Source organism: Methylobacterium haplocladii, assembly GCF_007992175.1.
In the GTDB taxonomy this organism is placed as follows: Bacteria; Pseudomonadota; Alphaproteobacteria; order Rhizobiales; family Beijerinckiaceae; genus Methylobacterium; species Methylobacterium haplocladii.
This window is the reverse complement of sequence record NZ_BJZT01000025.1, coordinates 71434-84415: the sequence shown is the minus strand read 5'-3', so window position 1 is coordinate 84415 and position 12982 is coordinate 71434. Positions and strand designations below refer to the sequence as shown.

The window sequence follows — 12982 nt, the reverse complement described above, 5'->3', positions numbered from 1 at the left end:
CTAGCAAACAGTATGATTTCGTACAATCGAGGGGCTGTCGTGGAGTGCCTATTCCATCACTGCAGCCTTCATGATCACCACCATGGTGGCGCGGCCGGGGGCGTTGCCGATGCAGCGTACGGCGTGCGGGCGGTCGCAGCGGTAGCGCAGGGTCTCGCCGGCGCGTGCCCGAAGGGTCTCGCCCGAGACGTCGACCTCGAAGGCGCCCTCGATCACCGAGAGCGACTCCACCGAGCCGCGCTGATGCGGATCAGAATCGAGTACGCCGCCGGAATCGGCGGTGACGTCGTACCATTGCAACCATTCGACGGTTTTGATCCAGCCGATGATGGCGAGCCTGACCTTGCCGTCCTCGGAGACCAGGATCGGCGTGTCCGCCCGCGAGGTCTTCTCGATAAAAGGCTCCTCGTCGGAGGTGGCGAGCACCCGCTCGATCGAGACGTCGAGGGCCTGGGACAGGCGCCAGATCGTGGCGAGCGTCGGGTTGGTCTCGTTGCGCTCGATCTGGCTGATGATCGACTTCGCTACCCCTGATTGCTCGGCGAGCTCGGACAGTGAGAGGTTATAGGCCTTGCGCAGCCGCTGTATGGTCTTGCCGAGCTGCCCCGACAGCACCTGTGCGCCGAGGTCCCTCGCACGCGCCTTGTCCGGGCTCGTCGCCGTATCCTGCATGGTCCCCGTCCGCCGCAGCCCATCCGGTAATCCGAACGAGCGTTTGGTCCATCAAACGCAAACGGGGGGCGGACGCAACCCGGGAGGGGGGAATCGCGCCCTATCTCCAGAGGGCGTGGAAGTGGTGGACGGGGCCGTGGCCCTGCCCCACCGAGACGCTGTCGGCGGCGCGGATCGCGGCGGTGACGTAGGTCTTCGCGCGCGCGACGGCGTCTGCCAGTTCGAGCCGGCCGGCGAGGCCCGCGGCCACTGCCGCCGAGAGCGTGCAGCCGGTGCCGTGGCTGTTGGTCGAGACGACCCGCGGGGCGGCGAAGCGGCGGAGCGTCCCGTCGGAGACGACGAGATGGTCGACGCTCTCGTCGCCCTCGGCATGACCGCCCTTGATCAGCACGGCCCGCGCCCCGAGCGCCAGGATCTTGCGGGCTTGGGCGACCGCCTCGTTCTCGGTCTTCGCCGCGTCTTCGCCGAGGAGCGCGGCGGCTTCGGGCAGGTTCGGCGTGATGAGCGTGGCGAGCGGCATGAGCGCGTCGCGCAGCGCCGCCACCGCCTCCTCCGAGATCAGCCGGTCGCCGCTCGTGGCGACCATCACCGGATCGAGCACCACCGGCAGGTTTTTCGCATGACGGCGCAGGCCGTCGGCGACGGCGCGGATCGTGGCCGGCTGCGAGAGCATGCCGATCTTCACCGCCGCCACGTCGAGATCGGAAAACACCGAGTCGATCTGCGCGGCGACGAAGTCCGGCGGCACGTCGTGGATGCCCTGCACGCCGCGCGTGTTCTGCGCGGTGAGTGCGGTGATCACGCTGGCGCCGTAGACGCGGAGCGCCGCGAAGGTCTTGAGATCGCCCTGGATGCCCGCGCCGCCGCTCGAATCCGAGCCGGCGATGGTGAGGGCGATCGGGGTCGTGGCCATCGGGCGTTTCCTCAGTTCTTGTTCCCGCGCGCATTGAGCGCCGTATCGATGCGCGCGCGCAAGTCGCGGGCGCATGTCTCGGTGGAGCCCCCCTTGAACAAGGCCGAGATCAGCGCCACGCCATCGGCGCCGGCGGCGATCACTGCGGCGAGGTTGCCGGCATCGATCCCGGCGATGGCGCCGAGCGGAAGCCCCGGCCCGCGGGCGAGGCGGGCGCGGAAGACGAGGCGCTGCAGCCCGTCGAGGCCGATCGGCGCGTCCGGGTTGTCCTTGCTCGTCGTCGCGAACACGCCGCCGATGCAGGCATAGTCCACCGGCAACCGGTAGAGCTCGTCGGCCTGCGCCCCGGTCTTCACCGTGAGTCCGACGATGGCCTTCGGCCCGAGGAGGCGCCGCGCCTCCTCCGGATGCAGGTCGCCCTGGCCGAGATGCACGCCTTCGGTGCCGGCCGCCAGCGCCAGGTCGACCCGGTCGTTGACGAGCAGCGGCACCCTCCCCCCGACCGCCGCGTGGATCGCGCGGATGCGCGCCAGCGCGGCGCGCGCATCGTCCAAGAGCTTGTCGCGGTATTGCAGCAGCGTGCAGCCGCCGGCCACCGCCTGCGCGGCGAGGTCGGCCAGCCGCGCGCCGTCGTCTCCGAGCACGCCGACGTCGAGGAGGCCGTAGAGGCGCAGATCGACCGGGCTCGCGCCGCCCGGACGCGTCCCGCTGGGGCCGCCGATCACGCGCGACCCCGCCGAACCCCGGCGGGCCTGAATGTCGTCATGAGGCGTTCCGTTCGCTCTTTCAGTCCGAATGCGCCGAGAGCGGCCGTGTGGGACGTGCGTCCCGCCCGTCCCAGGCCGTCCCAGGCGGCGTTCTGATTACGCGCAGCGGATCGGTTCGTCGATGATCCGATCCTGTGGCGATCCGCAGGGTCGGCTGCGAGATCTGTGGGGCCGACATGACATGAATGCGGACCCAATCGCGTCCAGGGCGCCCTCCCGGCCTTACGGAGCAAATGCACCAATCGTCATCGTCCATGGAGGCATATAAAATTATACGAGCCGCTTTGTGCCGGCGACTGCCTCCTGCCCTTGTTCACTGCTTGTTCTCGCCATAAATATGCATTGATAGGTAGGCAATGACTCTTCCGCTGCGCCATCTGGTTGTGCAATCTTAGCAATAACCAAAGGGCGGGGAACATGGATAAGAACGTTACAGTGAAGCTGTTTAGGATAGAGCGCGAGAACGATAGCGTGCCGAGGCTCGTCGATGTCTTGAGGCGGATTGATTCTATCCCAGGTTATGTCAATAGAGAGAAGCATATCGCGCCAAATTTTGCGGTGAGACTGGAGCTTCTAGAAGAAGAAAATCAGCATGTAATTTGTTGCGAACTTACGCGAATTCAGTCAACTAACTTGCCATCTGAGGTGACGCCGGCGGGGCGAACGGCCTTGACTACAAGCAATAGGCTCGGGCACAGCGTGGTATTTCGGGTCAACCATCACCTCGGGCTGCTCGGAATGGAGTTCAACAATCGGGTTTGCAGTCCTGGTCGGCTCCTGAATTACCTCCATGAATTTGATTCGACGGCTTCGTATCGGATGCTTCCTGTCGTCAGAGAGGATGCGTGGGAGCGATACAACCAATCGGCCCCCCGTAAGATCGAGGTCAAGGTGGCCAGTCCAACCGACCTTTCCGTGCTTGACGGCGACGGCCGAGCCGTTGGCGAGGCATTCTCTGCGATGGGAGATGCGTACAACGCCCCGCAGATCACCGTTGAGATTTCGATGGGTCATTCACCTGGTCATCTTGGTAGGCGGATCACGGGCGCCGTTCGAGAGCTTCTTTCCAGGTCTGCGAGAGATCAAATTCAGCTTGAAAAACTTAAAGTCTATAATCCTGATTATCCACTTGGGATTGATTTTCTAAGCGAATTGCTTATTTTTCATGAAGAGCTTAATCTTCATGATCGAGATCCAGATGTAAATTTCGCAACAAAAAGGGATTATCTTCGAAGAGTAATGTATGGCAGAGCTTAAAAACAAGAAAAGCTTTTTAGCTTATTTTGAGTCGTGGTCTCCGTTTGTGCTGGCGGCGACTGCCTTCTGTACGCTCATCTTTTTTCGTGTCGAGATTACTCAAGATTTTGTCACCTATAAATTGTCGCTTCCGCAGTTGTATACGGCAATATTTGGCTGGGCTTCCGTAATGACAGGGTTTCAGTTTGGTGTTTACAGTCTGATTTTCAGTAAAACAGACGGATTTATTTCTAGAATAAGCTCAACAAAAGCATTAGAAAAATTCATGTCTTATACTAAGCGCGCTGTAACGCTCGGATTTGCGCTAACTATTTTCGGAATACCGCTGTTAATTATAAATGCTGATATGGACGGTTTGAGTGTTATAATGTATTGTATAGGTACGCTTTATGTTTCCTTGTTTATATACAGTTTTGCCGCCACGGTGCGCGTAGCAAAGCTTTTTGCTATAATGGCAAAAATAAAGACGAAAATATCCTTACCGGCTTAGTCGATCTTGACTTGTCGAACGCCAGTAGCGCTCGGAGCTTAAGCAAAAACTTAGCTGTGAGCTTATCGCACACGAGCTTGTATCGTATATTCGGCTCGCCGAGGATAAGGCGCCAAACCTTCAAGCATCTTCGCTGGCCCAAGACGGATGGCGAGCCCGTGTGACCGCCTTGCGGTTGCCTCGACCACTACGAGATCTCGACCCGCCGTCGCTTCAAGTGTGCCGATTGCGGCAAGCAGTTCAGCGTGACGAGCACGACAATCGTTGCCTCGCGCAAGCTGTCCTTCACAAAGCTCTGCGGCGTTGTCGTCCCTTCGTGAGCGCGGTGAAGAGCCTCTCGGCCCCGATCTCCTCGTCTCCTACAAGATCGCCTTCGTGCTGGCTCGCAAACTGAGCGGCGGCCTTGCGGCTGGGATGAAGAGTTCGGCCTCGACGGCGAGGTCAAGATCGACGGCGCGTACCTCGGGGGGCTCGGTTCGTCCGCGAGAACCGCAAAGACCGCCGCCCTAAGGAGCTTCAGACCGGCGAGCGCTGCATCGTCATCGTCATGCGTTAACGCAAAGGACGCACCCCAACGGTCGTGGCCTCAGCGAGGCCGAGGGCTTCGCCCTAGCCCAGGCCGCGAATGCCAAGGGCTCCAAGTTCTATTCCGACGAGGCGAGTCACTGGGACGCCTTGCGCGCCACGTTCCCCGCCGCCAGCCGCATTACACTCCAACTGCCTACTCAGCTGACGGTGCCAACACCAATCTCGGCGAGAGCTACTTCGCGCGCCTGCGTTGCATGGTGAGCGGACAGCATCACTTTGTCACGGCCTGCTACCTCTACCAATACGCCACCGAGGCCGCAGGGAAGGAGGATCACCGTCGTCTGCCGGAATGGCTCGGCCTTCGCCCGTACCGTGCGCCTCTCCCTCGTCTCGCCCATTGGCCGGGCCTTCAAGGGCTACTGGCAGCGGCATGAGAAGGCTTAGCTTCCGCAGTGCTGATGCCGTGACTGCATAAGCATCCGATTCAGGGCTCACGCGCAGGGAATCCAGCGCATGGTCGCAATGCGATTTATATGGACTCTCAGAGTTGCGGATGCTTTTTAGTCTCCGGAACAAAAATGGGAGGTTATGCATGGCACGGGGCAACGTCAGCGGTTTTCGCCTCGCTACAAACGACATTCCAATCGTGCTCGGGATGATAAAGCGCGGTGATCGCAGGCATGACATTGCTGCTTGGTTTGGAGTCAATCAAGGCAGGATCAAAAGCGCCGAAGATGGGAAGTACGGTTTGCCACCTGCCGCACCTGTCTCAAGTCTTCCTCCTCAAGGAGCGCCAGGTGTGAAGGGTAGAAGGATGAGAGATGCTGCCAATCAAGTCGAATCTCTGCTGAAAAAGGGCGATATTGACGGTGCAAAAACAGCCCTTAAGGCGGCTGGTGCGACCTATGATGCTAACGAGCCTTAGCCGAGCGCGAGGTGACCAAATGGGAGTTGTCGTAGTCCCCTGGACGTTCGAGCTTCCGCCTGCAAGGCGGGACCCACATTAGCCGAGGATGCGCGATGCTTGCTTTTTTTTCCCACACGAGCCACGCGTATCCAGTTGCAGTTGTCGCCTTCGCGTCCAAGCGACCCCTAACCATTGGAACACGCTCGACAAACTGTGCAAAGCGTGACGGTGGATTTAAGAGAAATATTGCCTCGTGTCGCCCTACGCTTTCCAAGAAGACTGTTCTTGCAAGTATGGCTACCCCATGCCTAGCTATATCAAGAGCGCGCAATACGAACTCCTCGGCCAAACGAAACGGCGGATTGGTGATTACCCAATCAGCTCCGTTTTTTTCGTAGGGGTAAGTTAAAAAATCTCGTACATGACTGTATCCGTATGGATAGGCATCCGAAGAGCGGACTTCACGGAAGTATTCAGACAAGACCTTTGCCATATGTCCTGCTCCGCAAGCGGGTTCAAGACATGTCATAGACTTAAGCCTCTCTTTTTCTGGAAGAATATATTCGATAAGGCCTCGCGTGGCCCAGGGCGGCGTAGGAAAATCGTCAGGGCTATTCAATGGCTCAACGCGTTGAGCCATAACAGCGTGCGACGTGTTCTGCATGGGTTCAGCCGATCCGCGAATTAAGCTGACGGTGTAGCGGTAAGGTTAGCAAAACGTTAGCGTGCAGAGGGTATGAGAGGCATCCGAGCCATGTCGGACTCAAATCCTATAAAGAGCGCCTTATGCCTGGTAAACGGCTCCGCTCCTGGCCAATCTGATTTAACTCATCACCGCTTAGAAAGCGGCCATTATCGCGCAAGCTGCTACACCCGCCTCGCTTGCGTCGGCTCATTCTCAACCATCCGCTTGCGCACGCCATCCTTAGAGCGCGAGCGTCCAGAGCTTCGCCTCCCCCTCTTGTTGGCCAACGCCCGTCGAAAGAAAGTGCGTCATAACAAGAACCTGTAGCGATCGCGTCGGCCCCCCCCAATGAAAGACCACCTGCCGTTGACGATGGGGTGCCGGCTGCCGCACTAGCAGCGGAGCGTTTTGGAGGCCGTCCAAAGCGATTCCAGGGCGCGGGCGCTGTCGGCGCTCGCCACCGCGACAGGAGCCCTCCGGCCCCATGACGGGCGCGATCATGAGCGCGGATCCGCGCGCGGTCTCCAGCACCTCCTCGGTCGGCCTCGTGGCGGTGATCGTCGCGGCGACCGACGGCGAGCCGCGCGCGCTCACCGTACCCGTCCCGTCCCAGGCCATGGGCCGCGGGACCGGCCTGCCGGCGGGACCCCTCGTTCCGGAGCACGCCACCCTGGAGCGGGGCCTGCGCGCCTGGGTCGAGCGCCAGACGCAGGCGCGGCTGGGCTATGTCGAGCAGCTCTACACCTTCGGCGACCGCGATCGGAAGGCGGCGGGGCCGGAGGCGGTGCACCTGCTCTCCGTGGCCTACCTCGCCCTGGTGCGCGAGGCGCGGGCCACGGGCGAGGCCGCGCCCGACGCCGACCCGACCTGGCGCAACTGGTACCGCTTCCTGCCCTGGGAGGATTTTCGCGAGGGGCGGCCGCCGGCGCTCGCCGAGATCGAGCCGCGCCTCGCCGCCTGGATCGCGCAGGGGCCGGACGCGAAGCTGCGGCGGCTGCGCGAGGATCGCGTCGGCCTGAACTTCGGCGGCACCTGGAACGAGGAGCGGGTGCTGGAGCGCTACGAGCTGCTGTTCGAGGCCGGGCTGATCCCCGAGGCGAAGGGGCAGGCCGGCGCCGCCATCCCCGCCGACCGGGGCGTCACCGGCCAGCCCATGGCGCTGGACCACCGCCGCGTGCTCGCCACCGCGATCGGGCGCCTGCGCGGCAAGATCAAGTATCGCCCGGTGGTGTTCGAGCTGATGCCGCCGGCCTTCACGCTGCTGCAGCTGCAGAAGACTGTCGAGGCGCTCTCGGGCACCCGCCTGCACAAGCAGAATTTTCGCCGGCTCGTGGCGCAGCAGGGATTGGTAGAGGAGACCGACGGCATCACCAGCGGTGCGGCCGGCCGCCCGGCCCGGCTCGTGCGCTTCCGCCGCGAGGTGCTGCTGGAGCGTCCTGCCCCGGGCGTGCGGCTGACGCCCTCGCGGCGGTCCGTCTGAGGCCGGCTCAGGCGTCCTTCTTCTTGCGCGGGGCGCGCGTCTTCTTGGCGGGCGGCTCTTCGACCGGGGCGGCCTCCGGCGCCGGTGCCGCGCCGGCCTTGCGGCGCTGCTGGCCGAGGCCGAGGGCGCGGGCCAGTTCGGAACGCTGCTCGGAATAGCTCGCGGAGGTCATCGGGTAATCGGGGTTGAGGCCCCACTTCGCGCGGTACTGCTCCGGCGTGAACCCGCGCAAGGTCAGGTGCCGGCGCAGGGTCTTGTAGGGTTTTCCGTCCTCGAAGCTGATCAGGAATTCGTGCGAGATCGAACGCTTGATCTCCTGTGCGGTCGCCTTGGCCGGGGCCGCCTCGGCGGCCAGGGGGGCGGCCGAGACGCTGCAGATCGCCAAGTGTACGTCGCCGAGCAACTTGGCGAGGTCGGCACTCTGCACATGGTTGTTGCTGACATATGCGGACACGATGTCGGCAGTGAGTGTGACGAGTCGGTCCGTTTCGGCGCTGGATTCGCTCATGTGTGACCTGCCATCGCTGTCCGTCGGTATGCTCGATTGGACGGTAGGCTCGGGTCGGCTCATGAGCAAGATCGGTGATTTGTAAAATCAAGCACTCGGATGAAAAACTGCGCTTCGTCTGCTCATATGTTTGGATTTTGCACAACTAGAACCGCCGGTCATGCTCCAAGACAAAGTGTCTACGATAGGTTGAACCGCCTGCCGCACGATGTTGAACGAACAGTGACATCCACGTGCTGCGATTTCGCAATCCGTCGAAATTGCACGGCTTTGCAACATCTTGAGAAGGGTCCGAACCCCACAATGCATGCATGCGCACGGACCGCCCTGCAGGCGCGCCGATGACGGCCGCTCGCGGGCGGTGCAGGCCGTCGCACCGCAGATCGGTGCGGCAACGGCGCGCGACGATATCCTGTGGATTCTACGCAGTTCCTGCGGAGGTTCCGGATGTCTAGCCTTCGGCGGACGTGCGTTGCCGGTTCCGGCGCGTGTTTCTCAGTCGAGACCGAGCATCAGTCCGATGTTCTGCACGGCGGCGCCCGACGCACCCTTGCCGAGATTGTCGAGGCGGGCGACGAGAACGGCCTGAGCATGCTCGCCCGAGCCGAACACCCGGAGTTCGAGCCGGTCGCTGTCGTTGAGGGCCTCGGGCTCGATGCGCTCGCGATGCGCACCCTCGCCGGCTCCGGTCACCACGTCGACGAGGCCGGCGCCGCCGTAATGCGCCAGCAGCGCCGCCTCGAGATCGGTGGCGGAGGGCCGCCCCGGCAGAGTGTCGAGGTGGAGCGGAATGCTCACCAGCATGCCCTGCCGGAAGTTGCCGACGGAGGGGATGAAGATCGGCCGGCGCGTCAGGCCGCTATAGACTTGCGTCTCCGGCAGATGCTTGTGACCGAAGCCGAGCCCGTAGAGCTGGAAGGGCGCCCCCTCCCCGCGTTCATAGCTCTCGATCATCGTGCGGCCGCCGCCGCTATAGCCGCTGACCGCGTTGATGCTGACGGGATGATCGGCCGGGATCAGGCCGGCCGCGATCAGGGGCCGCAACAGGGCGATGGCCCCGGTCGGGTAACAGCCGGGATTGGCCACGCGCTGCGCGGCGCGGATCGCGTCGGCTTGCGCCCTGTCCATCTCCGGAAAGCCGTAGGCCCAGCCGGGCGCGATCCGGTGCGCCGTGCTGGCATCGAGGATCTTCGGGCCGCCCCCGGGCAGGCCGTCGGCGAGCGCTACGGTCTCGCGGGCCGCGTCGTCCGGCAGGCAGAGCACGACGAGGTCGACCCCGGCCAACAGCGCGCGTTTGGCCTCCGCGTCCTTGCGGCTCTCGTGCGGGATGCTGACGAGCGCGACGCGCCCCTCGCCCTCCAGGCGTTCGCGGATGCCGAGCCCCGTGGTGCCGGCCTCGCCGTCGATGAAGACCTTTGGCATCTGCGAAGCGCTCGTCTCGGACATCGTCACCCTCGGCGAGCACGTGGAATCTCGGCCGCCGCGAGTCAATGACGCAGCGGGTATGACGGGACCGTGACGCGACCGCTGTGGATGTGGCGATCCGCTCCGGAACGCCCACCCGGCACTTCGGTTGTCGATCCGAAAAAATGCCTTCGGAGACATGCCATGGCAGCGACAGCGAAGAAGACCGACCCGAAGCTCTGGGACAAGGTGAAGGACGAAGTCACGAAATCCGACAAGGGCGGCAAGCCCGGCCAGTGGTCGGCCCGCAAGGCTCAGATGGCCACCGCCGAATACAAGAAACAGGGCGGCGGCTACGCCGGGGCCAAGTCCAAGGACAACCACCTCCAGCAATGGACCGAGGAGAAGTGGGACACGAAGTCGGGCAAGGAGAGCGGCGAGACCGGCGAGCGTTACCTGCCCGAGAAGGCCCGCGAAAAGCTCTCCGACGACGAATACGCCCGCTCCACCGCCAAGAAGCGCGCGGATGGCGCCAAGGGCAAACAGCACTCCCGCCAGCCGAAGGACGTCGCCCGCAAGGCGGCTTCCGCCCGCCGCTCCGCGAGCGGGAGCAGTCCGACCAAGGCCGAGCTCCTCGAGCGCGCCAAGGCGAAGGACATCAAGGGGCGCTCGGCCATGAGCAAGGGCGAGCTGGAGCGGGTGCTGGGGGTGTAGAGGGCCGATCGCCCCGGAGCCCTCTACCTTCTTGCGAGCGTAGCGAAGCAACCCAGGGCCACACGTCGAATCGGTCGTGCGCATCCCCCTCTCCCCGCGCGCGGGGAGAGGCTTTCATGGACCTTGTCGTCCATGAAGGAAGCGGAGGCGAAGCCGGAGCGACGGTGAGGGGGCGACTCCGGAAGAGTCTCATCCGGTGCGCCCCCCTCACCGTCGGCTGCCGCCTCGCCGCGCCGACGGCGAGGTCGTCGCGGCCCTCTCCCCGCAAGCGGGGCGAGGGGATGCGCGCAGCCCGAGCGGGTCAACCGGAAACCATCTGAGCCCCGAGGTTTCGGTCGTCCGGCGTCCGGCGTAACAGGGTGCCGGAGGACGGGGGCGAGGCGGCGCCCGCGACGATGGAATCGGGACCATGAACCGACTGCGCGCGACGCTGAAAGCCCTCGTCCCGGCCCTCGCTCTGGCGGGCGCGGCCCCTCCCGCGGCGCAGGCCGCCACGCTCACGGTCGTCGCAGTCGGGGCGAGCAACACCTCCGGCTGGGGCGTCGGCGAGGCGGCCGCCTATCCGGCCAAGCTCGAAGTCCTGTTGCGCGAGCGCGGGCTCGACGTGCGCGTGATCAATGCCGGCCGGGCCTTCGATACGACGTCGGGCATGCTCGGGAGGCTCGACGCCGCCGTGCCGGACGGGACGCAGCTCGTGGTGCTTCAGCCCGGCGCCAACGACCTGAGGTTCTTCGGGACGCGGGAGCGGCGGGCGACGAACATCGACGCGATGGTGGCGCGGCTGACCGGGCGCGGCATCCGCGCGATCGTTTACGACCCGGTGTTTCCCCGCGAGATCTACCAGTGGGACGGGATCCACATCTCACGGGACGGCCATGCCCGGATCGCGGAGGAACTGGCTCCGCAGGTGATCGCGGCGCTGACGCCACCGGGCAGGACGCGGGCACCGGCCCGGCGCTAAGCAGGTTTCGGAAAGGTGCCCTGCGGCTTTCCGACCAAAACCTGCGACACCATAAAAACCTAAGCAGACTCGCGTTGGCTTGCCAACGCGAGTCTGCTTAGGCCGCCTGCGAAAGATCCTCGTTGGCGCAGGCATCGACGCGCACGGCGCCGTCGGCCGTCAGCGAACAGATGAACTCGGTCCCGTCGTCCAGCGCGAAGGCATGGAAGAAGTGCTTTTCCAGTTCTTCGAGGCCTTCGCCGGGAAGATCCGCGATTTCGTCCCGGGTGCGTTCTTCCAAGGTCGGAAGATCACCATGGTCGGCCGCCACGCTCTGTGCCGAGCGGGTGAAAACGACATCGAACGACATTGTTGCCTCCTTGCATCTACCAAGGCGTGAGGGTGTGAGGACACCCCTCAGTTGAGGCGATTTTGGGGCAGGCGTGTCTTGGCGGTCTCGGCCAGGGCAATCGGGTGAAGCCCGATTGTCGATGCTCCGGGCGCGAAGAGCGCCCCGCGCAGCGGGCTGTGCAGGATGCAAGTCCTGCAAAGCGTCGAGCGGAGCGACAGCCAAGGCCGCGGATGCGGCCGCCGGCGCCTGAGGCCGAGCAATAAACCAGGACAATCGGGTTCACCCGATTGTCCTGCGGTCTCGGCCGACCGGTCGCGCCATGGGGCTTGCCCGTGTATCTCATCGGAGGATCACCCCTGCAGGGAGCCCGTATGACCGGCGAGACCGACGCCCTGCGCAGCCGCGACGTCGCGCAGAAGACCCGCGCCTTGCGCAAATACGAGGCCGGTGCGGCGGCGATGGCGCGCGATGCCGGTGATCCGCCGCTGGAGATGCTGTCGCCGTTCGGGCCGCTGATCGGGCGGACGCGGGTCTCGCCCGAGCTCCTGGCGCGCCTCGACGCCTTCGCCGACCGGCATGTCCTGTCCGGCGATCGGGAGTTCCTCGTGCCGCCGGAGGTGGCTTGCGCCGGTGGCAGGGATTCCCTCGTGGCCGCCATCGAAGACCGGCTCCTGCGCTACGTGCTGGCGGCGGAGGGTGTCGCGCCGAAGCATATCGAGATCGACCGGATCTGGATCGTCAGCCAGCATGCCGGGACGCCGAGTCCGGTGCATTTCCATTCCGGCGATCTCTCGGGCGTGCTCTACCTCAAGGCCCCCGCGCCGCCCGCAGAGTCCGAGCTGGGCAAGACCTACATCTCCGGGCGCAAGGCCGGCTACCTGAACTTCCTCACCGGCGGCAAGCAACGCTTCGCCAAGACGCTGCTGAGCGTGCCGCCCGAGGTCGGCGTGCTCTACACGTTTCCGGCCTGGCTGTTGCACGGCGTCGAGCCGTTCGACGGCCCCGGCGAGCGCCGCTCGCTGTCCTTCAACGCCCGCGCCGAGGTCGAGGACTGAGACGGATTCTGGTTGAATCCTTCGGCTCGGTTCGCGTCTCTCCTCCAGCTTTGGGGGGCGACGATGCCGGAATGGTCCCGGTGCTGCCCGCTCCACCGCGCTACGCCGGTCCTCCTCGCACAGGGGGCGAGGAAAGGCATGTCGACGCCTTCGACGGCGCCCCCTCACCGTCGCTTCGGCTTCGCCTCCGCTTCCCGCATGGACGACGACGTCCATGCGGGCCTCTCCCCGCACGCGGGGAGAGGTGGCACGCGCACCAATCGAATCGATCAACCGGAGACGGTACGAAACGGCCCCTGGCCAGCGCCCG

General features: G+C 64.3%; 13 protein-coding genes and 1 pseudogene. 8 read left to right on the top strand and 6 right to left on the bottom strand.

The window, feature by feature from the left end:
- Nucleotides 1-48: 48 nt before the first annotated feature.
- The 3 genes from MHA02_RS11965 to MHA02_RS11955 form a co-directional block, all read right to left on the bottom strand.
- Nucleotides 49-672, bottom strand: coding sequence for a helix-turn-helix domain-containing protein (locus tag MHA02_RS11965; protein ID WP_147078865.1), 624 nt, complete (start codon nt 670-672; stop codon nt 49-51).
- A gap of 100 nt (nt 673-772) precedes the next feature.
- Nucleotides 773-1585: a bifunctional hydroxymethylpyrimidine kinase/phosphomethylpyrimidine kinase gene (thiD, locus tag MHA02_RS11960; RefSeq protein WP_147078863.1), complete on the bottom strand. Its 813-nt coding sequence runs from the start codon at nt 1583-1585 to the stop codon at nt 773-775.
- A gap of 11 nt (nt 1586-1596) precedes the next feature.
- Nucleotides 1597-2310 carry a thiamine phosphate synthase gene (locus MHA02_RS11955; protein ID WP_147078862.1) on the bottom strand — a complete coding sequence of 238 codons (714 nt, stop codon included), beginning with the start codon at nt 2308-2310 and terminating at the stop codon, nt 1597-1599.
- Nucleotides 2311-2769: 459 nt separating this feature from the next.
- On the opposite strand from MHA02_RS11955, the gene MHA02_RS11950 reads away from it, so the two are divergent.
- From MHA02_RS11950 to MHA02_RS11925, 5 genes and pseudogenes are all read left to right on the top strand, one after another.
- A complete protein-coding gene (locus MHA02_RS11950) occupies nt 2770-3609 on the top strand; it encodes a hypothetical protein (protein WP_147078861.1) in 840 nt (279 codons plus the stop codon).
- Nucleotides 3596-4099 carry a hypothetical protein gene (locus tag MHA02_RS11945; protein WP_147078860.1) on the top strand — a complete coding sequence of 168 codons (504 nt, stop codon included), beginning with the start codon at nt 3596-3598 and terminating at the stop codon, nt 4097-4099. Before MHA02_RS11950 ends, MHA02_RS11945 begins: the two co-directional genes overlap by 14 nt.
- An 11-nt stretch (nt 4100-4110) precedes the next feature.
- Nucleotides 4111-5071, top strand: a pseudogene (locus MHA02_RS11940) (transposase).
- Between the two features lie 148 nt (nt 5072-5219).
- On the top strand, nt 5220-5552 hold the full coding sequence (locus tag MHA02_RS11935) for a hypothetical protein (protein ID WP_147078859.1): 333 nt from the start codon (nt 5220-5222) through the stop codon (nt 5550-5552).
- A 1151-nt stretch (nt 5553-6703) separates the two neighbouring features.
- On the top strand, nt 6704-7699 hold the full coding sequence (locus MHA02_RS11925; RefSeq protein WP_147078857.1) for an NUDIX hydrolase: 996 nt from the start codon (nt 6704-6706) through the stop codon (nt 7697-7699).
- A gap of 7 nt (nt 7700-7706) precedes the next feature.
- Here MHA02_RS11925 and MHA02_RS11920 read toward each other — a convergent pair whose 3' ends face one another.
- Both MHA02_RS11920 and argC read right to left on the bottom strand, forming a co-directional pair.
- Nucleotides 7707-8207, bottom strand: coding sequence for a Ros/MucR family transcriptional regulator (locus tag MHA02_RS11920; RefSeq protein ID WP_147078856.1), 501 nt, complete (start codon nt 8205-8207; stop codon nt 7707-7709).
- A gap of 495 nt (nt 8208-8702) precedes the next feature.
- Entirely contained in the window at nt 8703-9653 is a 951-nt protein-coding gene (gene argC, locus MHA02_RS11915) for an N-acetyl-gamma-glutamyl-phosphate reductase (protein ID WP_147078855.1), read from the bottom strand.
- A gap of 162 nt (nt 9654-9815) precedes the next feature.
- Between argC and MHA02_RS11910 the strand changes: the two genes are divergently transcribed.
- Both MHA02_RS11910 and MHA02_RS11900 read left to right on the top strand, forming a co-directional pair.
- Nucleotides 9816-10325, top strand: a complete 510-nt coding sequence (locus MHA02_RS11910; protein ID WP_147078854.1) for a hypothetical protein — start codon at nt 9816-9818, stop codon at nt 10323-10325.
- A 409-nt stretch (nt 10326-10734) separates the two neighbouring features.
- Entirely contained in the window at nt 10735-11286 is a 552-nt protein-coding gene (locus tag MHA02_RS11900; protein ID WP_147078853.1) for a GDSL-type esterase/lipase family protein, read from the top strand.
- A 97-nt stretch (nt 11287-11383) separates the two neighbouring features.
- Here MHA02_RS11900 and MHA02_RS11895 read toward each other — a convergent pair whose 3' ends face one another.
- Nucleotides 11384-11635 (bottom strand): hypothetical protein, encoded by a 252-nt coding sequence (locus MHA02_RS11895; RefSeq protein ID WP_147078852.1) that lies wholly within the window; start codon nt 11633-11635, stop codon nt 11384-11386.
- Nucleotides 11636-11988: 353 nt separating this feature from the next.
- Between MHA02_RS11895 and MHA02_RS11890 the strand changes: the two genes are divergently transcribed.
- Nucleotides 11989-12672, top strand: a complete 684-nt coding sequence (locus MHA02_RS11890) for a putative 2OG-Fe(II) oxygenase (protein WP_147078851.1) — start codon at nt 11989-11991, stop codon at nt 12670-12672.
- The last annotated feature ends 310 nt before the right edge of the window (nt 12673-12982 follow it).

Coding starts and splice junctions, on each gene's coding strand:
- MHA02_RS11965 (WP_147078865.1), bottom strand. CDS start 672: ATGCAGGATACGGCGACGAGCCCGGACAAGGCGCGTGCGAGGGACCTC.
- thiD (WP_147078863.1), bottom strand. CDS start 1,585: ATGGCCACGACCCCGATCGCCCTCACCATCGCCGGCTCGGATTCGAGC.
- MHA02_RS11950 (WP_147078861.1), top strand. CDS start 2,770: ATGGATAAGAACGTTACAGTGAAGCTGTTTAGGATAGAGCGCGAGAAC.
- MHA02_RS11945 (WP_147078860.1), top strand. CDS start 3,596: ATGGCAGAGCTTAAAAACAAGAAAAGCTTTTTAGCTTATTTTGAGTCG.
- MHA02_RS11935 (WP_147078859.1), top strand. CDS start 5,220: ATGGCACGGGGCAACGTCAGCGGTTTTCGCCTCGCTACAAACGACATT.
- MHA02_RS11925 (WP_147078857.1), top strand. CDS start 6,704: ATGACGGGCGCGATCATGAGCGCGGATCCGCGCGCGGTCTCCAGCACC.
- MHA02_RS11920 (WP_147078856.1), bottom strand. CDS start 8,207: ATGAGCGAATCCAGCGCCGAAACGGACCGACTCGTCACACTCACTGCC.
- argC (WP_147078855.1), bottom strand. CDS start 9,653: ATGTCCGAGACGAGCGCTTCGCAGATGCCAAAGGTCTTCATCGACGGC.
- MHA02_RS11910 (WP_147078854.1), top strand. CDS start 9,816: ATGGCAGCGACAGCGAAGAAGACCGACCCGAAGCTCTGGGACAAGGTG.
- MHA02_RS11900 (WP_147078853.1), top strand. CDS start 10,735: ATGAACCGACTGCGCGCGACGCTGAAAGCCCTCGTCCCGGCCCTCGCT.
- MHA02_RS11895 (WP_147078852.1), bottom strand. CDS start 11,635: ATGTCGTTCGATGTCGTTTTCACCCGCTCGGCACAGAGCGTGGCGGCC.
- MHA02_RS11890 (WP_147078851.1), top strand. CDS start 11,989: ATGACCGGCGAGACCGACGCCCTGCGCAGCCGCGACGTCGCGCAGAAG.